This window comes from Lysinibacillus sp. FSL K6-4013, from assembly GCF_038630435.1.
In the GTDB taxonomy this organism is placed as follows: Bacteria; Bacillota; Bacilli; order Bacillales_A; family Planococcaceae; genus Lysinibacillus; species Lysinibacillus boronitolerans.
Window position 1 is genome coordinate 4,373,804 of sequence record NZ_CP152031.1, and the last position, 18,618, is coordinate 4,392,421.

Consider the following 18,618-nt stretch of genomic DNA (forward strand, 5'->3'; position numbering starts at 1 on the left):
ATGTAATTTCCTGTTAGAGTGGTTGCTCTTCCTTCTATCATATTTCAATATAGTCATAAGCATAAAAAGAAAACTCCTCTTTTGAGAAGTATATCTTCAAAAGAGGAGTTAAATTATTATTTTAAAATATCATTTAGACCATTTTCATTTTTATCAGGACATACTAAAGACACGACTACTCCAACAATTAAGCAAATAAAGAATGTCGCTGCCTTGGCTGACACAACAGCCTCCATAGGTGACAGGGACCATGCAATCGCACTAATAAAGCCGACAATAATTGTCGCAATGACCCCAATGCCTGAAACACGTTTCCAGAAAAAGATTAAAAGGATCACAACCGAAAACGTATTGCCAATCCCTGCCCATGCAAAGGATACTAAGCTATAAATCACAGAACCTGATTTAAGTGAAATGATAATCCCCACAATCCCACTAATAACAGCCACTAGACGCGAAAGGTGAACTAATTTTTTGCTAGAAATATTCCAACGTAATGTTTTATGAATTATGTCCTCACTTATCGATGTTGTGATGACTAACAATTGAGACGATGCCGTTGACATAATAGCTGCTAAAATACCAGCCACAATAATTCCTGCAACCCAAGGTGGTAAAATTTCAAACACCATATGCGGTAATATCATTTCAGGATCCTCAATAGAGCCTTGTTTATACAAAGTGGACGCAAAAATAGCAGATAGAAAGGCACCCACATAGACAATTAATGTCCAAATAATTGCCATATTACGGCCAGTAATTCGCTCTTTTTCAGTCGTAATAGCCATAAAGCGAGAGCTCAATTGAGGTTGCCCCCCTAGCCAGCCAAAGAACCATGATAGATTTGTAAATAGCATCGCCCCTAAGGCAAGACCATTTAAGCCTCCAACCCAACTATCCGCCCCATTGCCCATTTGTGCAAGCTCTGTTGAAATGCTTAAACCCTGATGTTGAATTTCCATATAAGCTGCAATTGGTACAATAACGAACGAGATCAGCATTAAAAAACTTTGGATTGTATCTGTCCAAACAACAGACATAAATCCTCCCATACATGAATAGGCAATTATTATTGCACCAATAATAATTGTTCCCCATGTAATGTTAAGTCCTGAGAATGAATAAATTGTTTTACCCATTCCTGAAAATTGAGCTGCTAAATAACAAACAAAGAATAACACCATTACTGCAGAAGCTAACCAACGAATTATATCTGCGTGCTTTGGAAATTTAACGGCAATATAATCTGTTAGGCTATTCACTTTATATTTTTGTTGCTCTGTCATAAAGCGTTTTGATAAAAATAGCCATGATGCAACAACGCCTAAAAGCATGCCAGATAAAATCCAAATACCAGACAGCCCAGCCACATAAATAAAGCCAATTGCCCCTAAAAACATATAGGCGGATTCACCCGTAGCACGCTCAGAAAAGGCTAATGCCCAGCCCGGTAGTTTATTTCCCCCTAGAAAGTAGTCATTATGTGATAAATCTTTTTTACTGAAGTAAATACCTACTCCTAACATAGCGAGTAAATAGATAAATATTTCAACATAAACAATTGTATGCATATACCCAAAGTCCTCCATCTGATTAATCTAAACAATCCCAATTGGTTTTATCAGATAATAGTTCGGGTTTTTTTAATTGTCAATAACTAATTTTGTAAAAAGGAGGCAAAGTATTTCGATATTTCTACAAACTTTAAAGCTCCTGGAGAAAGAAGAATACTGTGTTTATGTGCAATTCCAACCTGTCTAATATATGCTTGATAAAATTTTTTTCTAATCAGGTTACTTGGCGCATGTAGCAAAAGGGAATTCGGCACAATTGAAATGCCTAAATTTTCATTGACCATCGTCAAAATGACTTGGTCAACCGATAATTCATAGACCACATTGGGATGAATTTTATGTTTAGCCAAAATCCTTGATACATCTCGATCAATTGTACGTTTAGGCATAATCCAGCGCTCATCCTGCAATTGCTCTAGAGAGAGCCTGTCTTCATTCGCCAATGGATGATCCTGTGCCATAATGCAAACAAGCTCATCATTAAAAATCGCATCGAATACAAGATGTTTAGAACTTGGCTGCACTAAAAAACCAATATCCACAACTCCATTGTGAAGCCAGTCCTCGATTTGATCATAATCTCCCTCCATCAAACGAATTTGTAAGTCTGGATGATGCTGTTCGAAATACGCTAAAACCTTTGGTAATAAGACCAATGAAACACTTGGTAGAATACCAACCGATAATGTACCCCCAATGAGATTTTTTAAATTTGCCACAGAGGTTTCAAGCTGTTGTTGTTGCTGCAATATTTTGGATATATGTTCGTAAACAATTCTCCCCTCACTCGTTAAAACAATATTATTGCGGTTTCGAATAATTAGAGAAAGTCCTAATTCTGCCTCTAAATTACTAATCGTATGACTAATTGAAGACTGTGTGAGATTGAGCTTTAATCCTGTTTCTGTAAAATTCCCTGTATCGATAAGTGTATGGAAAGCAATATATTGCGCTAATGTAGCCATGCTATTCTGCCCCTTTTATGATTTTTTTTCATATATGATTGTGCAAATATTCATTTGATTTAAATTACTAGCCACCTCTATAATAAAAATAAAATCCAAGTAAATCAATATGATTTGTTAATGAGGTGGCTCATAAAATGGCAGAGGAAAAATTAATGATGAAGGCTTTATCTATGGACATAATTACCGCAAAAATGTTTACAGAATTACATCTCTCCATTACAGAGCAGTATGGAGAGCATGGTCGGACATTAGTACAAAAAGGTTTAGAGGCGTTTGGTTTAAAGGATGCTGAAGCAATGGCGAAAAAAGCAACAGCTGAAGGTGAAAATCATACTTTCTTTGAATACTTACCCCAAATCGTTGTAGGTGAAGAAAAATTTGCTAATTTAACACCGTTTGCTCGATTTTCTAAAATGTTTGCACAGATTGCCAAGCCAGTTGTTGATGAATATGGAGAAGCTGGTGAACAAGTGATTATGCGGGCAGTAGAGCGTTTTGGCCATAAGCGAGGCCAAGGCATTGCTCAACGTGCACGCACAAACGGCCTAGCAAATTCAGTGGATAACTATTTAACAAACTATGATATGGGTCGTAGTGATTTGTTTGAAATTGAAACGGTGTATAAAAAAAATGAGGTAGAACAAACGTTTACTCACTGCCCACTAGGTCAACAATGGGCAGATGATGATATGGGTAAGTACGGCATTTTATATTGCAAAGTCATCGACCCCTCAATTGCCAAAGGGTACAATAAAAATCTAGAGGTGGTACATGATCAATTTGTTTTACGTGAAGGACAGTGCCACTTCCAATTCCAAATGAAAGAGTGATGGTCATGATTAATGGAGTTAGGCTCTTACAGCATCTTCAAGACTTAAGTCAAATTGGTCGCAATGAAAAGACAGGTGGCATTAACCGCTTCTCGTTCACGCCAGAAGAAAAGCAAGCCATTGAGTTAGTCACAACTTATATGGAACAAGCAGGGATGAGTGTTACAATCGATGCTGTTGGAAACCTTATTGGTACATATGGTGAAGGAAATGAAACCATTATGCTGGGATCTCACATCGATACAGTACCAGAGGGTGGCAAATTTGATGGAGCATTAGGGGTACTAGCAGCTATTGAAGTGGTACATACTATCCATGAGCAACAGTTGCTACCTTCTAAAAAAATCCAAGTTGTCGCTTTTAAGGATGAGGAAGGAACGAGATTTGGATTTGGACTCCTTGGCAGTAGTGCTATGGCTGGTCTTTTAACAGAGGAGCAATTACAGCATACAGATGAAGCTGGCATTGCTATTGAACAGGCCATGAAGGATTTCCATTTATCACCTTATCCTTTAACACAAGTTCATCGTCATGATATTAAAGCTTATTTAGAAATGCATATCGAGCAAGGAAAAGTGTTAGAAAATGAAGACCTACCAGTCGGTGTAGTCACAGGTATTGCTGCCCCTTTATGGCTAGAGGTTACAGTAACGGGTGTCAGTGAACATGCTGGTGCAACACCTATGCCCATTCGTCAGGATGCCCTAACTGCAGCAAGCGAAATGATTTTAGCTATTGAGCAACTATTAAACAATACAACAGATTCCGTTGCAACGGTTGGTAAGCTAATGGTCTCTCCAAATGGGACAAACATTATACCAGGTAAAGTCACATTCTCCATTGATCTTCGTGATATTGACGAAAATAAAGTAAGTGCATTAGAGCAAGAAATTATGCAACAACTTCAACAAATTGCTGAACGAAGACATGTTACATTGACTTCAAAAGTGTTGCAGCGCATTAAACCCGCAAAAACGGATGCCATGCTACAACAGCAACTCACTATAAGTATTGAAAAGCAAGGTATACGACCTTATTCTCTCATAAGTGGTGCTGGCCATGATGCAATGAATATAGCTGAAATTGCACCGATTGGGATGTTATTCGTCCGCTCAAAGGACGGCATTAGTCATAATCCATTAGAATATAGCTCAGATGAGGATATTATTGTAGCAACGAATATTTTTTACGATACTGTTGTCGAGCTCTCTAAATAGCCCATTCTATAGAAGAAAGCCATTCTCTAAATTTTTTTAGACTGGCTTTTTTAATATTTTTCATAGCCTTCGTTTTTAGCTTGAGTAATTATCTTTTGAATGAAAGGCTCTTTTTTCAGGGTATATGTTGGGCGATCATATTGAAAATGATAGGCAAGCTGTTGCTTTAAAGTTTCATATTCATGTGCCGTTTGAGCATTTAATCGAAGATAATCTCGGAAAAGGCATTTGTCAATCCATTCACTACTGTTATATTCACATATATGTAAATGACAAGTTCCTTGCCCCCATAGCCCTTTTCTAAAAAATCTTCTATCCATTAGCTCAGGTTTAGGAACATATTCATACCCAATTATTCTTAAATCCTCTATTAGTTCCGAGACTCCTTCTTTACTTTGGACTCCTAGCAGAATATCAATAATGGGCTTAGCCTTTAAACCTTTGATAGAGGTACTGCCAATATGTTCAATCCCTAAGTTAGAATGACCAATAGCTTCTTGTATACTCCTTTTCTCAACTAAAAATTGTTCTTCCCAATTTGGATCATAGTCAGACAATACCACTTCAATTTTTTTCATGTGTCATCCACCTCTCTTTTTGAAATAAGTCAACTATAAATAAAGCGTATTTACCTTAAAATAATCAATCAATTTCGTTTTTCAATCTCCTTTAATATAAGAAGATCTCTCTAATTTTGATTGAATTGGTTTCATTTTAGTATAAGGAATATTATCTCTTTTAATATGATATAGTGTAATTATGGTTAAATTTTCTAAATAATTGAAAGGGGCTATAAAATGGAAGAGATTTTAACAATTACGAATTTAACGAAGAGTTATGGAAACAAGGAAATCTTGAAGGGGATTGACCTTCATGCAGCTAGAGGTGAAATCATCGGTTATATTGGCCCCAATGGCGCGGGTAAAAGTACAACTGTAAAACTTATTCTAGGGCTAGAAGGTGATTATGGCGGTGAAATTAAGCTTTTTGGGAAAAGCATAGGGCAAGACCAAATTGATTATAAACGGCGAATCGGTTATGTCCCTGAAATCGCTGATGTTTATGATAACTTAACAGGCTATGAATATTTAACCTTTATCGGCCAGCTATATGGATTAGAGCTAGAGGAGGCGGCTGACAAATCCAAATCACTAATGGAGCTGTTTGGAGTTGGTGAAGCGTACCATTCTAGAATTTCTTCTTATTCTAAAGGTATGCGTCAAAAACTACTAATTATTGCAAGCCTAATACATAATCCAGACCTGCTATTTTTAGATGAGCCGATCAATGGCCTAGACGCAAACAGTGTCATGATTTTTAAAGAAATCTTAACGCAATTAGCTGCCAACGGAAAGACTATATTTTACTCATCTCACATTATGGATGTAGTTGAAAAAATCAGTAGCCGTATCATTCTGCTGTATGATGGAAAAATTGCAGCGGACGGAACATTTGCCCAATTACAAGCAGATAATACTGAAGGAACATTAGAAAGAATTTTTAACCAGTTAACAGGATTTCATGAACATCAGGAAATCGGAGAAAAATTTGTGTCCGTCGTTCGTGGGGGACAATTATGACAGATTTCAAAACGCTACGATTGCTTGATAAGTTCCGATGGCTTTTTATCAAAATGGGCATTGATTATGACATGATGAGAAAAATCCTCCATATAAAATTAACAATGGATGAACGGAAAGTACCTACCCTATTTAATCAAAATAAAAAGAAAGACAATCAAAAGTACGGCTACATTAAGTCTCTATGGATTTATATGTTATTCGGGCTTATACTCATCCCGCTTATGGGATTTGGTCAAAATTATTTATTTCAAATGAGTATTGCCTTTGCAATGATCATCTTTTTGATTATGACTTCATTGATTTCTGACTTTTCTTCTGTGCTTTTAGATGTACGAGATAAAAGCATACTTTCAACTAAGCCTATTTCAGCTAAAACAATTAATGCAGCAAAATTTATGCATATTTTTATTTATTTATCCTATTTAACATTGGCCCTAACAGCCATCCCTCTAATAGTCAGCCTTTTTACTCAAGGAATTGTGTTCTTTATTTTAACAGGTCTTGAAATTCTATTAATGAATTTATTTATCGTTGCCATCACAGCCATTTTATATATTGCCATTTTACGCTTCTTCGATGGTGAAAAGCTGAAGGATATGATTAATTATGTACAAATCGCTTTATCTCTAATGCTGATGATTGGCTATCAAGTTCTTATTCGATCCTTTGAATTCGTCAATTTAGATATGGTAGTATCGTTTCATTGGTGGAACCTCTTCTTAATACCGATGTGGTTCGCTGCCCCTTATGAACTCATACTGCATGGTGACACATCTTTATTGACAGTCATTTATACCATCTTAGCAGTGATTGTACCTATTATTTCGATTTGGATCTATATTAAACTCATACCAACCTTTGAACGCAATCTCCAAAAACTGCTAAGTACAAGTAAATCGAAAAAGGAAAAGAACAATCGACTAAAGTCGTTTTTATTAACCCTTGTGTGTAGAACACACGAGGAACAAGCTTTCTACCGCTTCGCCACTCTGATGATGAAGCAAGAGCGAGAGTTTAAGCTAAAGGTTTACCCATCTTTAGGCTTTTCATTTATTATTCCCTTTATTTTCATGTTTACTTTTAGCAGAGGGGAAGAAGTCGATTATGCTAGTAGTATGAGCTATTTAAATATCTATTTTAGTATGATGATTATACCATCCGCTGTCCTTATGCTTGGTCACTCTTCTAAATATAAGGCTGCATGGATTTATAAAACACTCCCGCTTAAAGATTATACAGAATTACAAAAAGGTAGCTTAAAGGCATTTTTAATTAAATTGTATATTCCGTTATTTTTAGTACTAAGTATAGTCTTTAGCTATATTTATGGTATTCGAATTATCCCTGATTTACTAGCTGTTTTGGTAACAAGCTGGTTATATACCATCCTTTGTTTTGTCATGATGACAAACAAATTACCCTTTACCAAACCCTATGATGAAGTTAACGATGCACAGGGCTGGAAGATTCTTTTATTATTGCTCCCTTTAGGTTTACTTGTAGGGCTGCACTATTTGATAGCTCAGATAACATACGGCTCTACGATATATTTCATTGTGCTTTTCTTCATCAACATCTTGATATGGAAGCTTGTTTTTAAATCGGAAAAATAACCAAAAAAAAAACGGCTCAAATCCTATAATAGAGTGGGATCAGCCGTTTTTTTCATGTTATGTTGTTTAAAAGATAAACGCAACGATTTCTTCCTCACCGCTTTTCATATCTTTTATTTTATACATATTTTGATTGACCTCATTATCTCCTAATACAATAACCTTTGGCGTGTTTTCACGATTGGCTTTTTCCATCGCCTTTTTCACTTTTTTCCCACTTAGCTCAACTTCTATTTTATATTTTTCTCGCCGTAATGCAGTTGCTAGCTTTAGTGCCTCTTTTTCTGTTCCGAGAGGAATAATATAAATATCCACACTAGGAGCGTTTTGATCTATTTTTCCCGAAAGCTCCAATGCTGTATAGATGACATCTAAACCAAATGAAATACCAACAGTAGCATAGGTTTGATTTGTCTCTAAAAGGCCACCAATAGCATTGTCATAGCGTCCCCCACTACCAATACTTGAGCGGATTGTTCCATCTGCTAAAAAAATTTCATAAATTGTTCCTGTGTAAATTTCAAGTCCCCTCGCTAAAAATGGATTGAAAATACATTGGTCACTTATTTCAAGTGCCTCTAAATAAGAAGTTAGTTCCATTAATTCCTGTAAACCTTGTTGTAAAAAGACATTCTCGGTCGCGAATCCTTCAAAATACGCCATACTTATTTGAGGACGTTCATCTAAAAAGTGCTTTATTTTATGATTACTATTATCTGATAACCCCAATGCCTTCAATTCTGCGAGCATTGTTTTCTCGTCTATTTTTTCAATCTTATCTAATGTTAAAATAACTCGATTCATTTGTTCCTGTTCAACCTCAAATAATTGCAGTAAACCAACTAAAAGCTTGCGATTATTATATTGGAGATTAATTTTAAGTTTAAGCTGATCAAAGGCATCTATCGCCATCATCATTAGCTCCGCCTCAGCAGCCTGTGATTCTACCCCAACAATATCTACATCACATTGTGTAAATTCGCGAAAACGACCAGCCTTGATGGGGCCATCTCGAAACACTTTGCCAATCTCATATCGTTTAAATGGCATAGCAATCGCTGGATTCATCGCTACAACTTTTGCAAATGGAATTGTTAAATCATAGCGTAACGCTAAATCTCGCTCACCTCGATCTGTTAATGTATACATCTCCTCTAAAATCTCAGCACCACCAGCATATTTAGAAGCCATCAACTCTGTATAGTTAAGAATAGGTGTTTCTAACGGCTTGCAGCCATAGGCTATAAATGTATCTTCTAACGTACGGCGTATCACACGACGAGTAGCCTCTTGCTCTGGTAAATAATCTTGTGTTCCTCGAACATTCTGATAGTCCATTTTTTTCATCATAATCTCCTCCTCATTTTTTGAGCAATAAAAAAACCGTATAGCGATAAAGCTTCAAATCAGCTTTATTTATACGATTACATGAGAAATAGTCTTCCTATTCAATATTAATAAGTTAATAAGGATAGCAAGACTAGTGATGATGATGATGTTTTGTTGTGAATGATTGGACAAGAGTAATGACCATGTTTATTCCCCCATTTATTTTAAGGGTTACTATAAGATACACCTAACAAAATGTCAAATTTTTTCTAAAATTCACACAGTATTTTTTTCATTTTTTCTAGAGTAGCTAACATTTCAGCTAACTCTTCAGTTGTTAAGTGAGCATGGTACTTTTCTGTAATCTGTTGATTAAAGGCTTCGACTTCCTGTTTATATAATAGACCCTTCTCGCCTAATTCGACAGAAAAGGCACGCTTATCCTCCTCATGCTGCCTTTTCATTATATAGCCATCCTGTTCAAGCTTGGTTAATTGCTGACTCACTGCACTTTTTGTAATAGCCATTTTATCTGCTAGTTCTGAAGGCGAGCAGGATGGATGACGCATCACTAATGTTAAAAGAACATATTGCTGATTATTTAAGGAGAAATTAGTATAAGCCCTTTCCATTTTCTCAAGCATGATCCAAATATCTTCAATGGTTTGATTTATTTGCTCTGCTACCTGGTTATTCTTCATTTTTTTGAGTGTCACCTTTTTCTCGCCATTTTTTAGGATTTAGATAGCTTTTAAATTTGTTGGCTACTTCTTTTCCAACAAGTAAAGCACCAAGCCAAAATAAGATTTCAGCCATAATAATACTTCCTGGTATAATCCCTGCCTTTACTTTTGTAGGTATCGGTGTGAAAGGTGTAATAATTGGGATTAACCATAAAGAAAGTGAAAAGATAATAATGCCTAGTCCAAGCTTATAAGCAAAAGATTTTTGTGTTTTTTCGTTAGAGGTCATGTATCTTCTCCTGTACAAATAATTAATTTAATTAAGTTAACTAAACTATATTATACAATTCATTTTATGTAAAGCTCTTTTATCTTCAAAACAAAAATCCCCATCTATTTGAATAGTAAAGAATCAAATAGATGGGGCTGCTAATACTGTTATTTTCCAAATGTAAGTGGTATACGAAGCTCTGCATCTGGATAATTCGTAGTATATTTCCAAATATAAATATCAAGATCTTTATCTTTAAAATTCTTATACTCATCCATCTGCTTATTATTTTCATCACCAAGTATGCCAGCCATCATAGGCATTCCATAATTTCGCTCTTTATGATCTAGATAATAAGTCTGAGAGACACCACCAAATGTAGGTTCAGTGCTAAAGGATTCCACATAGAGATTGCTATCTTTCTTATAGTAAGTCCATGTAATTGAATACTCCCCAATCGTAGATGTCTTACTTTGAGGTGTATCTGATATATTAGTCAAATGAATCGGTTGCTCGTCACCATCTTTTATATCAACGCGATGTTTAGCTACCAATGCCACAGATTGATTCGCTAACGAGGTCACATCCACTCCAGTCAATTCAAAATGAAGTTCGGTTTTATAAGGATCGTTTTCTATATCCCATCTACCTCCATCCAAAAGTACGCCACCAATATCCAGCTGATAGTCCATGTAAGGAATATGTGCATATTTTTCCTTATGGGTCAGTATTAAACGTACCTGTGTTGGAGTAACTTTCATTTCATGAATTACTATTCCATTAGATGCATTTTCTAAAGGAATATTGACGACTTTTTTAAATGATCCCTTGTTTAATTGTTCTTTGGATAAATTCATCTCTATATTCCAATTATCCTTTGCAATATCTAATGTATGTTCATAAGTTAGTTGGAACTTTGTATCCTTCGCTCGTAAGCTGTCTGAAGTGAAAATTTGCTGACTAAAGTATTCACCAGTTGCACCAGGAGTTCCAAAAACTGGTGTTTCCACTTCTTTAATCGTCTGATTTTTATCATCTAGCGCCTTAATTCGTACCCATTTGTTCTTCATTTCAGAATCTGTAAATTGAACCGCTGATTGGAGCATTACTTTCCCGTCTGATTGTTCAAAGGTTTGTAGAATTACATTGTCAATTCCATCCTTTTTAATGGTGAAATTCTGCGTTTGAGAGTCATTAGGGTTGTAATTAATAGGCAGTTCTTTATCACCAATAGAATGAATATTCTCCATTAAAAATTTAATGTCTGACTTCTGATTATCTGCCACCCAGTCTGTCTCAAAATACCCTTGGAAAAGACCAAGATCTTCATTCCAGCGATGTGAGTAATTCCCTTTAATAAAATCACCATTCGCATCTTGAAGCCCGATTTGATCAAAACTCACATTCATTCCATCCCAAGAGGCCTCAGGTTTCAAACTATACAAAAGAAAGGTTCTGTTATCATCGATAAACGCCGTATGTACGGTCAACGTAAACCCATCCTTCGTAACGGATTTCTCAATAGTCTGCCCTAAGCCCTGGTCTAATGCAGACTGAATACCAGCTCTATAAGATAGAATAGTTGACCAATCGTAATTCAGTGCTGCATAGACAGGTGTAGCCATTAGAGCAACAGCTAATCCTGCGACCAAAACAAATCTCTTTCTTTTTCGAGGTAGAAGTTCGATCGGTTCACCTACCATTTTTAGTTCATCCTGCTGGATACCATTCCACATTTGTTCAAAGTCAGGATACTTCATGTTATGGTCTGCGTTCATCTCTTTTTTCAATTTCTTTTCAATGCGTTCCAAATTGATTCTCTCCCTTCAACCATAAATTTTGATTTTGTTCTAGTTTTTTGCGCATGATTTTCAATGCCTTATGGAGTCTCGATTTCACTGTTCCCACTGGAATCTTTAGCGTTTCCGCAATTTCCACTAATGATAGCTCACCAATGTAGCGTAGGGTGACAACAGCCATTAACTTTTCTGGTAGCTGTCTGAGTAGTGCCTCCCACTCCTCCTCAGCTGCCTTCTCCAGTACAATGGTGTCTACAGATTTAACTGATGCCGTAGTTTGCTCCTGTAGCAACTGTACCTGACTCACTTTTTTTAACTGAGCCTGCTTTCTTTTAAGCAAATTTAAACATTGATTCATCGCAATTCGTAAAATCCAAGCACGTGTATGCTCTACACTTCTCCAATCCTGACGAAAGACGGTGACAAATACATCATGGCAGAGATCTTCCGCATCTTGGGCGTTCCGTAGCATGTAATAACAGGTACGGTAAACATCTTTGTTGTATGAATCGAATAATTCACGTTCTGTCAATCCAAGGCACTCCTTTCTGATGGTTCTACGTTATAAACAAATGACTACTAGAAAAGGTTCATTTTTTTGAAAGTACATATTTCACGTTATATATTAAACACAATAACCCCGCTCTAATTAAAGAGCGGGGTAGGATTCAAAGTTGCAAGTAATTGAAAAATGTTTGTTAAAGAAAACAAACTAGTATTACTGATACTAATATCAGTAATAGAACTAGAGACTGTAATATTATTGTTAATAATTCGATCAATTTCAACAAGGAAAACTTTAATGGCAATATTCATTGAATTGAAATGTCTAGATAATACTGACACAAATCTTTAAAGGAAAGGCAAATTTAATGTATGCTTATAACAATAATATTATTTATTCAATATGATTTGATACGCCCTCATTGCCATGGTCAATACATCTTCTCTAATGGGTTCATTCGGTTAATCTTTTTTCTAAGTATTTTGAGGTGGATATATATGTTAATAAAACATAAATTTATTGAATGTATCTCTTAAAAATATCTTAAATCAATTATAATTTCACACTTTATACTTGTAATAACAAAAATTATTTGTCTAATATAGCAAATGATGTTCTTTTGCAAAATCTACTGCTTGATTACGTGATTGTACATTTAATAAAGTGAATAATTGTGTTAAATACCTTTCCACTGTTCTTTGTGTTACATTAAGTTTCTCTGCAATTGCATTATTTGTAAAGCCTTCTGAAATTAAATTTAGTATAAATTTCTCTTTTTCGTTGAGTTCAATAATATTTTTAGGTTTATTATATGTTTCTAAAAAATCCAAAAAACTTTCATTTAATAAAATTTCACGTCGAGCAGCAGAACGTATTGTTCTAATAACCTGATCTTTAGGTGCCGTTTTAGAGATCACTCCCTCAATCTTTCTTTCTAAAACTAGAGGATAGTAATCTATAATATCGTCACCTGTGTAAAGAATTATTGCAGCATTTTTTTGTATGTTTTTGATATCTCGAGCTAATTTAATTCCATTTATTACAGGCATATGAACATCTATTAAGTAGACATCGTAGTTATTTTTCTTTATTTTTTTCAATGCGGTTGTTGTATCTCTCTCTGTGTCAACTTTAATATCATCAATATCCAGAAATAACATTTTTGAGCCCTCTAAAACAATAGGATGATCGTCTACAATAAGAATTTCTATCAAGGTTTGACCCACCCCTTATTTAATTAAAAATCTATATTACAAAAAAATTAAGACACATTGTTTCAATTATCTTTTTACAATAACATATTGTTTCAATTTACGAAATAATTAAACATTTATTTATTTCTTAGTCAGACCGAAAATTTAATTGGCGGTTTCCGACCAAAAAAATGTCGGTTGCCATGTCGGTGATCAAAGTGATACTGTTTGAATAACTCGAGTATTAAGAAATTGCTATAGTAATTAATCGAATTATCTACACAAGCAAATAATTATTTTACAAAGAGTAGCTGTAATGAATTATGTTTAAAAAAAAGCTTTTAACAAGTGCTATTGCTTTTACTACTATTTGTTCAACAATAACACCATTATCCGCCCTTGCTAATGAATCAACACAAAATTCATACATATTCTTCAGAGTATGTAACTCAATCCATATCTTATGAGAATACTCAGTATGATTATCAAGTATTACAAGATGATGAATTTATTAGAAAAATTCGGGTAACTACAGCAAACGAAACAAGCACTGCTGAATACAATAAAGTAACAGGGGAATATACACTTTTTGATAGTAATGGAGAGATCTATCAAAATCAAATTAGCCCATCAACAGTTCAATCTTCAAATGAATTAACTATAACTCCTTATGGAACTACTATTACCAATGTTTATAATCAAGTTGATAACATTTGGTTTTCTCAATGTAAAGTAGATAGATATGATTACACTTATCCTACATCGACTAAATACGTATGGTTTATCTCTACTAACAATTCAAACGGAAAGAGTGTTATGGAGAGTACATCTAATAATGGAGATTTAAGTAATTTTAAAGCTGCTGTTAAAACAATGAAAACTAAGGAAGTAGAGGCAGCAGCAGCACTTGCAGGTGCCTATGCGGCAGCAGTAGCTGCTTTAGCTACTGCTGCACCAACATTAGGAATGTCAGCTGTAATAGCACTGTTAGGTTCAGTTGGAGCAGTTGGTACAGGGGCAGTTCTACTTTGGCAAGCATACGATGCTCATAACGATGCAATATTTTATTATGGTCGAGTATAATAACCCAAAATAATTAATTTAAATCTTTTATAAAAATGGAACTCTGTATTGCTTTATTAGAGTTCCATTTCTATAAATTAAATCTTAAGTTATTGGAGGTTTTTTAATGTATTATTTGATAATATTTTTGGTAATAATTAATTTAATTATTAATGTTTATATTTCCTATATACGCAAGAACACCCAATTTGAAGGTATACTTAAATTTCTATCTATAACAAATATAATTATACTTGTTTTATTAATCATTTTTCTAGTAAAAATTCGTTTTTTCTAGGTTGAATTCAATACCCTTTAAACCTTAACAGCTTTATGAACTATCTTTCTTCTTAATTTGCTTACAGTTATAAACTAAATCAGATGAAACATTCCCTAAATATTAATGTATTTCAAATGCATTATTTTTTAATTAAATACTAAATTTAAAAATGATGGTTTGATATTTGATATAGGAAAGATTGATAGCTCGGCTTCCACCTTTAATTCCAAAATTATATTAGAGGTAAATTGAAATTACAAATTTTTTATATTTTCAATACAATCTCTTCCTTCAAACCTTCAGAGGCAGATTTTGAATGCATAAATACATATAAAACTAGGGAGAGGAAAATAGCTACAATTCCAAAGACAATGCAGACCATTTGTAGGGAGAGCCATTCCGCTAGCAACCCTAAAGCTAACGTAAAGACAATCTGCAGCACATTCATGACCATCGTTGAAACACTACCGAAACGGCCCATAATTGATGCCGGTACACATATTTGATAAAAAGTGCTGTAGCCTGCATTACAAAATGACATACATATTCCTAATGCTATAAAGCTAACAATCGCCATTATCACATTCGGTGAAGAGTAAAACAATGTATAGCAGATTGTGGTCAAAAGCAGACCATAGACAATATATTGTCTTGTTGAAAACCTTTTAGCATAACGAGCAGCCATTGCTCCACCAATAATAGCCCCAATCCCAGCAATACTAACGATGACACCATATAGACTATCTGAAGCTTGTAGGTCTTGTTTAATAAATGTTGCTTCCTGTGAATCTAATGCAAAGGCAATCATCATTGCACCCTGAAAATATAGAAATACTTTGGCAAAGACTTGCTCTTTTTTTATATAGGCATAGACAATACCATAATCCTCTTTTAGCAAGCTCCAAGTAATGGGTTTTCGGTGCATGTCCCGATGATCTTCTACTGCGGGAAGCTTAAAAATTGAGAGTGCACAGATAAAGAACGTCAAGGCATTAAACCAAAATGCTATAGATATATTTGAAATGGCAATGATAAACCCAGCCAATGCTGGCCCAATTAAAAATGAGCCTGAGCTAAACATTCCTAATATTGCATTAAAGGATTGTTTATCTTCGTCTGGAACATATTTTGAAATATAATAGGTACTACTCGGTCCAAAAAAGCTACTTGCTATATTAGATAAAAATAATACGCTATAGATGAGCCAAATAGAGGACGTAAAAGGTAACAATAAAATCAATATGCCACGAATGATATCACTATAGATCATTAATTTTTGTTTATTCGATCGATCAATAATGGAGCCTGCAAAAAAGCTTGTTAAAATTCGAGCAATCGGTCCTACAATAAATATACTAGCCATAGCAGTAGGCGACTCTGTTAAATGCCAAACTAATAAATTGAGGGCAACTAGATTCACCCAATTTCCTAAATACGAGAAACCAAAGCCAAATAGAATGAGCCAATACTTCCTAGCAATGCTCATAAGTCCCCTTTCTATCACCAAAATGAATGATTGGTCTTTTTTGACATAAAAGTATTCCTTTAGATAATCATATCTATCGATGAATAGCTGTGCAACTAAAAATAGCAACCCTTAGCTAAGTTCATAGCTTTGGGTTGCCTTTTTAGTTAGTTGAATCTCGCTGAATTAATATCGGTTTGAAGCGGTATAGTTTTTGGTCATCAGCTAGATGTTCTTTTTTTATTTTTGCTAAGAGCAATGATGCCGCTTTCTGTGCCATTGGTAAAATAGGCTGTTGTAATGTTGTAATGGAAGGTGTTAAAAAATTGGCATATGGTACATCATCCACAGCGATTACTTGTACATCATTAGGCACATGTAAATTTCTTTTTTTAATATAGAGCATTAATTCTTGGAAAATACGATCATTAGCCGCAATGATTCCCCTAGGTGGTTGCTCCAATGTAAATAACTGATTAAAAATCTCTGTCATCTCAGCTGGCTCACCATTTTTTATATAGCGCTCATCAATCAACAAATTCCTATTTCTGAGCGCTTGACGAAATCCTTCTAAACGTTCGACACGAGGAGTAATCGGTAAGGCTAAAGAAGTAGTGATAAAGGCTATTGGTTGGTTTTGAAATGTCTCCACAGCCGTATTCATGGCAGAAAAATTATCAAGCAATACAGCAGGAATATCTACTCCCTCAATAAAACGGTCAATAAAAACGATTGGCATTGCCTGTTGATGAAGTCTTATGTAGAGATTTTTATTTTCTCCTGTTGGAAAAACGATTAAGCCATCTACCTGTTTTTCTAGTAAAGTTTCGATATGTTTTTTCTCTTTTTTAGGGTTATCCGCCGAGTTACACACAATCATATGAAAGCCTTCTTTATCAAACTCTGCTTCCAATGCATTTATTATTTTTGTTGAAAAGTCATGAATAATATTCGCCACAATAATACCAATTGTAAAGGTAGATTTCTGTTTTAAGCTACGAGCCATTAAATTCGGACGATATTGCAATGCTTCAATAGCCTCTTCAATTTTCTTACGAGTCTCTGCACTCATATATTCATATCGCTTATTCAAATATTGCGATACTGTACTATTTGAAACATTTGCATATTGTGCAACATCGGCAATTGTTGTTTTTTTCACTAAAATCAATCTCCTACCTATAATATAAAACTCTCCTTGGTATTATGTAGCATAGCATACTTTACTGGTTAAATTAACTAGTCAAATAGTTATATACTTGGTCAGGTAAGTCAATGCCCTTATCCATTGTTTCCACACTACGTATCTGTTCAATTTCACCAGGCACTAGTACCTGATCAAAATTTGGTGCTGTTGGCGCATCATGTAATTCATTTATCATTTGCGAGATATTTGCTTTGAATTGATCAACATCTCCAAAAATATTTGGATTTAATACATATAAATATTGCCCTAAATTACGTTTCTGTTCGTAATTGCCATACATTTTTGAAATGTGAGGACCAAAAGCTGCATTTGCTAAAATTCCAGAAAGAACATCTACTACAAGTGCCATACCATATCCTTTTGGCCCTGCAAATGGTGTTAAAGATTTTACTTGATGTGGGTCTGTAGTTGGTGCTCCCTGTGCATCAACTCCCCATGTATTTGGGATTGTCTCCCCTTTTTCACGTGCATATAAAATTTTCCCAAGCGCTACATTGCTTGTTGCCATGTCCAAAATAATCGGTTTATCGTTGGTTGGAAAACCATAAGCTATTGGATTCGTACCAAAGTAAGGCTCTTTTCCGCCAAAGGGAACAACTGCGGAGTCCGTTTGAGAGCACATAATAGCAATTAAATTTTCGCTCGTGGCTTGTTCAAGAAAATAGCCGAGTGCCCCACAATGACTGCTCTCTTGAATAATCGTTGTACATGAGCCATGTTCCTTAGCAACTTTAATGGTTTCATCCATCGCTTCCTTACAAATGACATGCCCTAAGCCATTATCACCCTTAAAAAGAAGGTGATTTGTGCCTCTTTTTTCTACTGAAAAATGAGGGTTTTTCGTTATGCCACCTGCCTTTAAACGTGTTATATAATGCTCCACACGCATAACACCGTGAGAACTGACACCACGTAAATCGGCATAAATCAAAACATCTGCTACTTGTGCTGCTGTTTCAGCGTCAACACCTTCAGTTGTGAATTTTTGAACTACTATTTTTTTTAATGCTGATACAGAAATATTCATTGAAAATCCTCC

General features: G+C 35.0%; 17 protein-coding genes. 5 read left to right on the forward strand and 12 right to left on the reverse strand.

What is annotated here, in order from left to right; all coding sequences use genetic code 11:
- Nucleotides 1-116: 116 nt before the first annotated feature.
- On the reverse strand, nt 117-1,571 hold the full coding sequence (locus MHB39_RS21720; protein ID WP_036079678.1) for a sodium/proline symporter: 1,455 nt from the start codon (nt 1,569-1,571) through the stop codon (nt 117-119).
- 86 nt (nt 1,572-1,657) lie between these two features.
- Nucleotides 1,658-2,539, reverse strand: coding sequence for a LysR family transcriptional regulator (locus MHB39_RS21725; protein WP_036079681.1), 882 nt, complete (start codon nt 2,537-2,539; stop codon nt 1,658-1,660).
- 137 nt (nt 2,540-2,676) lie between these two features.
- On the opposite strand from MHB39_RS21725, the gene MHB39_RS21730 reads away from it, so the two are divergent.
- Together MHB39_RS21730 and MHB39_RS21735 are read left to right on the forward strand one after the other, a co-directional pair.
- Nucleotides 2,677-3,372, forward strand: a complete 696-nt coding sequence (locus MHB39_RS21730) for an L-2-amino-thiazoline-4-carboxylic acid hydrolase (protein WP_333004614.1) — start codon at nt 2,677-2,679, stop codon at nt 3,370-3,372.
- Nucleotides 3,373-3,377: 5 nt separating this feature from the next.
- Nucleotides 3,378-4,589 (forward strand): Zn-dependent hydrolase, encoded by a 1,212-nt coding sequence (locus tag MHB39_RS21735; RefSeq protein ID WP_342545349.1) that lies wholly within the window; start codon nt 3,378-3,380, stop codon nt 4,587-4,589.
- Nucleotides 4,590-4,639: 50 nt separating this feature from the next.
- Here MHB39_RS21735 and MHB39_RS21740 read toward each other — a convergent pair whose 3' ends face one another.
- Nucleotides 4,640-5,167: a GrpB family protein gene (locus tag MHB39_RS21740; RefSeq protein ID WP_342545351.1), complete on the reverse strand. Its 528-nt coding sequence runs from the start codon at nt 5,165-5,167 to the stop codon at nt 4,640-4,642.
- Between the two features lie 219 nt (nt 5,168-5,386).
- Between MHB39_RS21740 and MHB39_RS21745 the strand changes: the two genes are divergently transcribed.
- Both MHB39_RS21745 and MHB39_RS21750 read left to right on the forward strand, forming a co-directional pair.
- Nucleotides 5,387-6,169: an ABC transporter ATP-binding protein gene (locus tag MHB39_RS21745; protein ID WP_066037934.1), complete on the forward strand. Its 783-nt coding sequence runs from the start codon at nt 5,387-5,389 to the stop codon at nt 6,167-6,169.
- Nucleotides 6,166-7,785 (forward strand): hypothetical protein, encoded by a 1,620-nt coding sequence (locus tag MHB39_RS21750; RefSeq protein WP_342545352.1) that lies wholly within the window; start codon nt 6,166-6,168, stop codon nt 7,783-7,785. The genes MHB39_RS21745 and MHB39_RS21750 overlap by 4 nt, the downstream gene beginning before the upstream one ends.
- 66 nt (nt 7,786-7,851) lie before the next feature.
- On the opposite strand, the gene MHB39_RS21755 is transcribed toward MHB39_RS21750, so the two are convergent.
- From MHB39_RS21755 to MHB39_RS21780, 6 genes are all read right to left on the reverse strand, one after another.
- Nucleotides 7,852-9,132: a histidine--tRNA ligase gene (locus tag MHB39_RS21755; RefSeq protein ID WP_342546949.1), complete on the reverse strand. Its 1,281-nt coding sequence runs from the start codon at nt 9,130-9,132 to the stop codon at nt 7,852-7,854.
- 251 nt (nt 9,133-9,383) lie between these two features.
- Nucleotides 9,384-9,815, reverse strand: coding sequence for a MarR family transcriptional regulator (locus MHB39_RS21760; protein ID WP_048393972.1), 432 nt, complete (start codon nt 9,813-9,815; stop codon nt 9,384-9,386).
- Nucleotides 9,805-10,086: a transporter suffix domain-containing protein gene (locus tag MHB39_RS21765; protein WP_048393970.1), complete on the reverse strand. Its 282-nt coding sequence runs from the start codon at nt 10,084-10,086 to the stop codon at nt 9,805-9,807. The genes MHB39_RS21760 and MHB39_RS21765 overlap by 11 nt, the downstream gene beginning before the upstream one ends.
- Nucleotides 10,087-10,235: 149 nt before the next feature.
- A complete protein-coding gene (locus MHB39_RS21770; protein WP_339280459.1) occupies nt 10,236-11,879 on the reverse strand; it encodes a DUF4179 domain-containing protein in 1,644 nt (547 codons plus the stop codon).
- Entirely contained in the window at nt 11,866-12,399 is a 534-nt protein-coding gene (locus tag MHB39_RS21775) for a sigma-70 family RNA polymerase sigma factor (protein ID WP_004225288.1), read from the reverse strand. The genes MHB39_RS21770 and MHB39_RS21775 overlap by 14 nt, the downstream gene beginning before the upstream one ends.
- 569 nt (nt 12,400-12,968) lie before the next feature.
- Nucleotides 12,969-13,586, reverse strand: coding sequence for a response regulator transcription factor (locus tag MHB39_RS21780; protein ID WP_342545353.1), 618 nt, complete (start codon nt 13,584-13,586; stop codon nt 12,969-12,971).
- A 384-nt stretch (nt 13,587-13,970) separates the two neighbouring features.
- On the opposite strand from MHB39_RS21780, the gene MHB39_RS21785 reads away from it, so the two are divergent.
- Nucleotides 13,971-14,648 (forward strand): geobacillin-26 family protein, encoded by a 678-nt coding sequence (locus tag MHB39_RS21785; protein WP_342545354.1) that lies wholly within the window; start codon nt 13,971-13,973, stop codon nt 14,646-14,648.
- 524 nt (nt 14,649-15,172) lie between these two features.
- Here the strand turns inward: MHB39_RS21785 and MHB39_RS21790 are convergent.
- The 3 genes from MHB39_RS21790 to allD form a co-directional block, all read right to left on the reverse strand.
- Entirely contained in the window at nt 15,173-16,393 is a 1,221-nt protein-coding gene (locus MHB39_RS21790; RefSeq protein ID WP_342545355.1) for an MFS transporter, read from the reverse strand.
- Between the two features lie 142 nt (nt 16,394-16,535).
- A complete protein-coding gene (locus MHB39_RS21795) occupies nt 16,536-17,534 on the reverse strand; it encodes a LacI family DNA-binding transcriptional regulator (protein WP_342545356.1) in 999 nt (332 codons plus the stop codon).
- 73 nt (nt 17,535-17,607) lie between these two features.
- The gene (gene allD / locus MHB39_RS21800) at nt 17,608-18,606 is read right to left on the reverse strand and encodes an ureidoglycolate dehydrogenase (RefSeq protein ID WP_342545357.1); all 999 of its coding nucleotides are present in this window, start codon (nt 18,604-18,606) and stop codon (nt 17,608-17,610) included.
- Between the last annotated feature and the right edge of the window lie 12 nt (nt 18,607-18,618).

What these genes read in the sequence shown, in the direction of transcription:
- MHB39_RS21720 (WP_036079678.1), bottom strand. Translation starts at nt 1,571, where the DNA reads ATGCATACAATTGTTTATGTTGAAATATTTATCTATTTACTCGCTATG.
- MHB39_RS21725 (WP_036079681.1), bottom strand. Translation starts at nt 2,539, where the DNA reads ATGGCTACATTAGCGCAATATATTGCTTTCCATACACTTATCGATACA.
- MHB39_RS21730 (WP_333004614.1), top strand. Translation starts at nt 2,677, where the DNA reads ATGGCAGAGGAAAAATTAATGATGAAGGCTTTATCTATGGACATAATT.
- MHB39_RS21735 (WP_342545349.1), top strand. Translation starts at nt 3,378, where the DNA reads ATGATTAATGGAGTTAGGCTCTTACAGCATCTTCAAGACTTAAGTCAA.
- MHB39_RS21740 (WP_342545351.1), bottom strand. Translation starts at nt 5,167, where the DNA reads ATGAAAAAAATTGAAGTGGTATTGTCTGACTATGATCCAAATTGGGAA.
- MHB39_RS21745 (WP_066037934.1), top strand. Translation starts at nt 5,387, where the DNA reads ATGGAAGAGATTTTAACAATTACGAATTTAACGAAGAGTTATGGAAAC.
- MHB39_RS21750 (WP_342545352.1), top strand. Translation starts at nt 6,166, where the DNA reads ATGACAGATTTCAAAACGCTACGATTGCTTGATAAGTTCCGATGGCTT.
- MHB39_RS21755 (WP_342546949.1), bottom strand. Translation starts at nt 9,132, where the DNA reads ATGAAAAAAATGGACTATCAGAATGTTCGAGGAACACAAGATTATTTA.
- MHB39_RS21760 (WP_048393972.1), bottom strand. Translation starts at nt 9,815, where the DNA reads ATGAAGAATAACCAGGTAGCAGAGCAAATAAATCAAACCATTGAAGAT.
- MHB39_RS21765 (WP_048393970.1), bottom strand. Translation starts at nt 10,086, where the DNA reads ATGACCTCTAACGAAAAAACACAAAAATCTTTTGCTTATAAGCTTGGA.
- MHB39_RS21785 (WP_342545354.1), top strand. Translation starts at nt 13,971, where the DNA reads ATGAATCAACACAAAATTCATACATATTCTTCAGAGTATGTAACTCAA.
- MHB39_RS21790 (WP_342545355.1), bottom strand. Translation starts at nt 16,393, where the DNA reads ATGAGCATTGCTAGGAAGTATTGGCTCATTCTATTTGGCTTTGGTTTC.
- allD (WP_342545357.1), bottom strand. Translation starts at nt 18,606, where the DNA reads ATGAATATTTCTGTATCAGCATTAAAAAAAATAGTAGTTCAAAAATTC.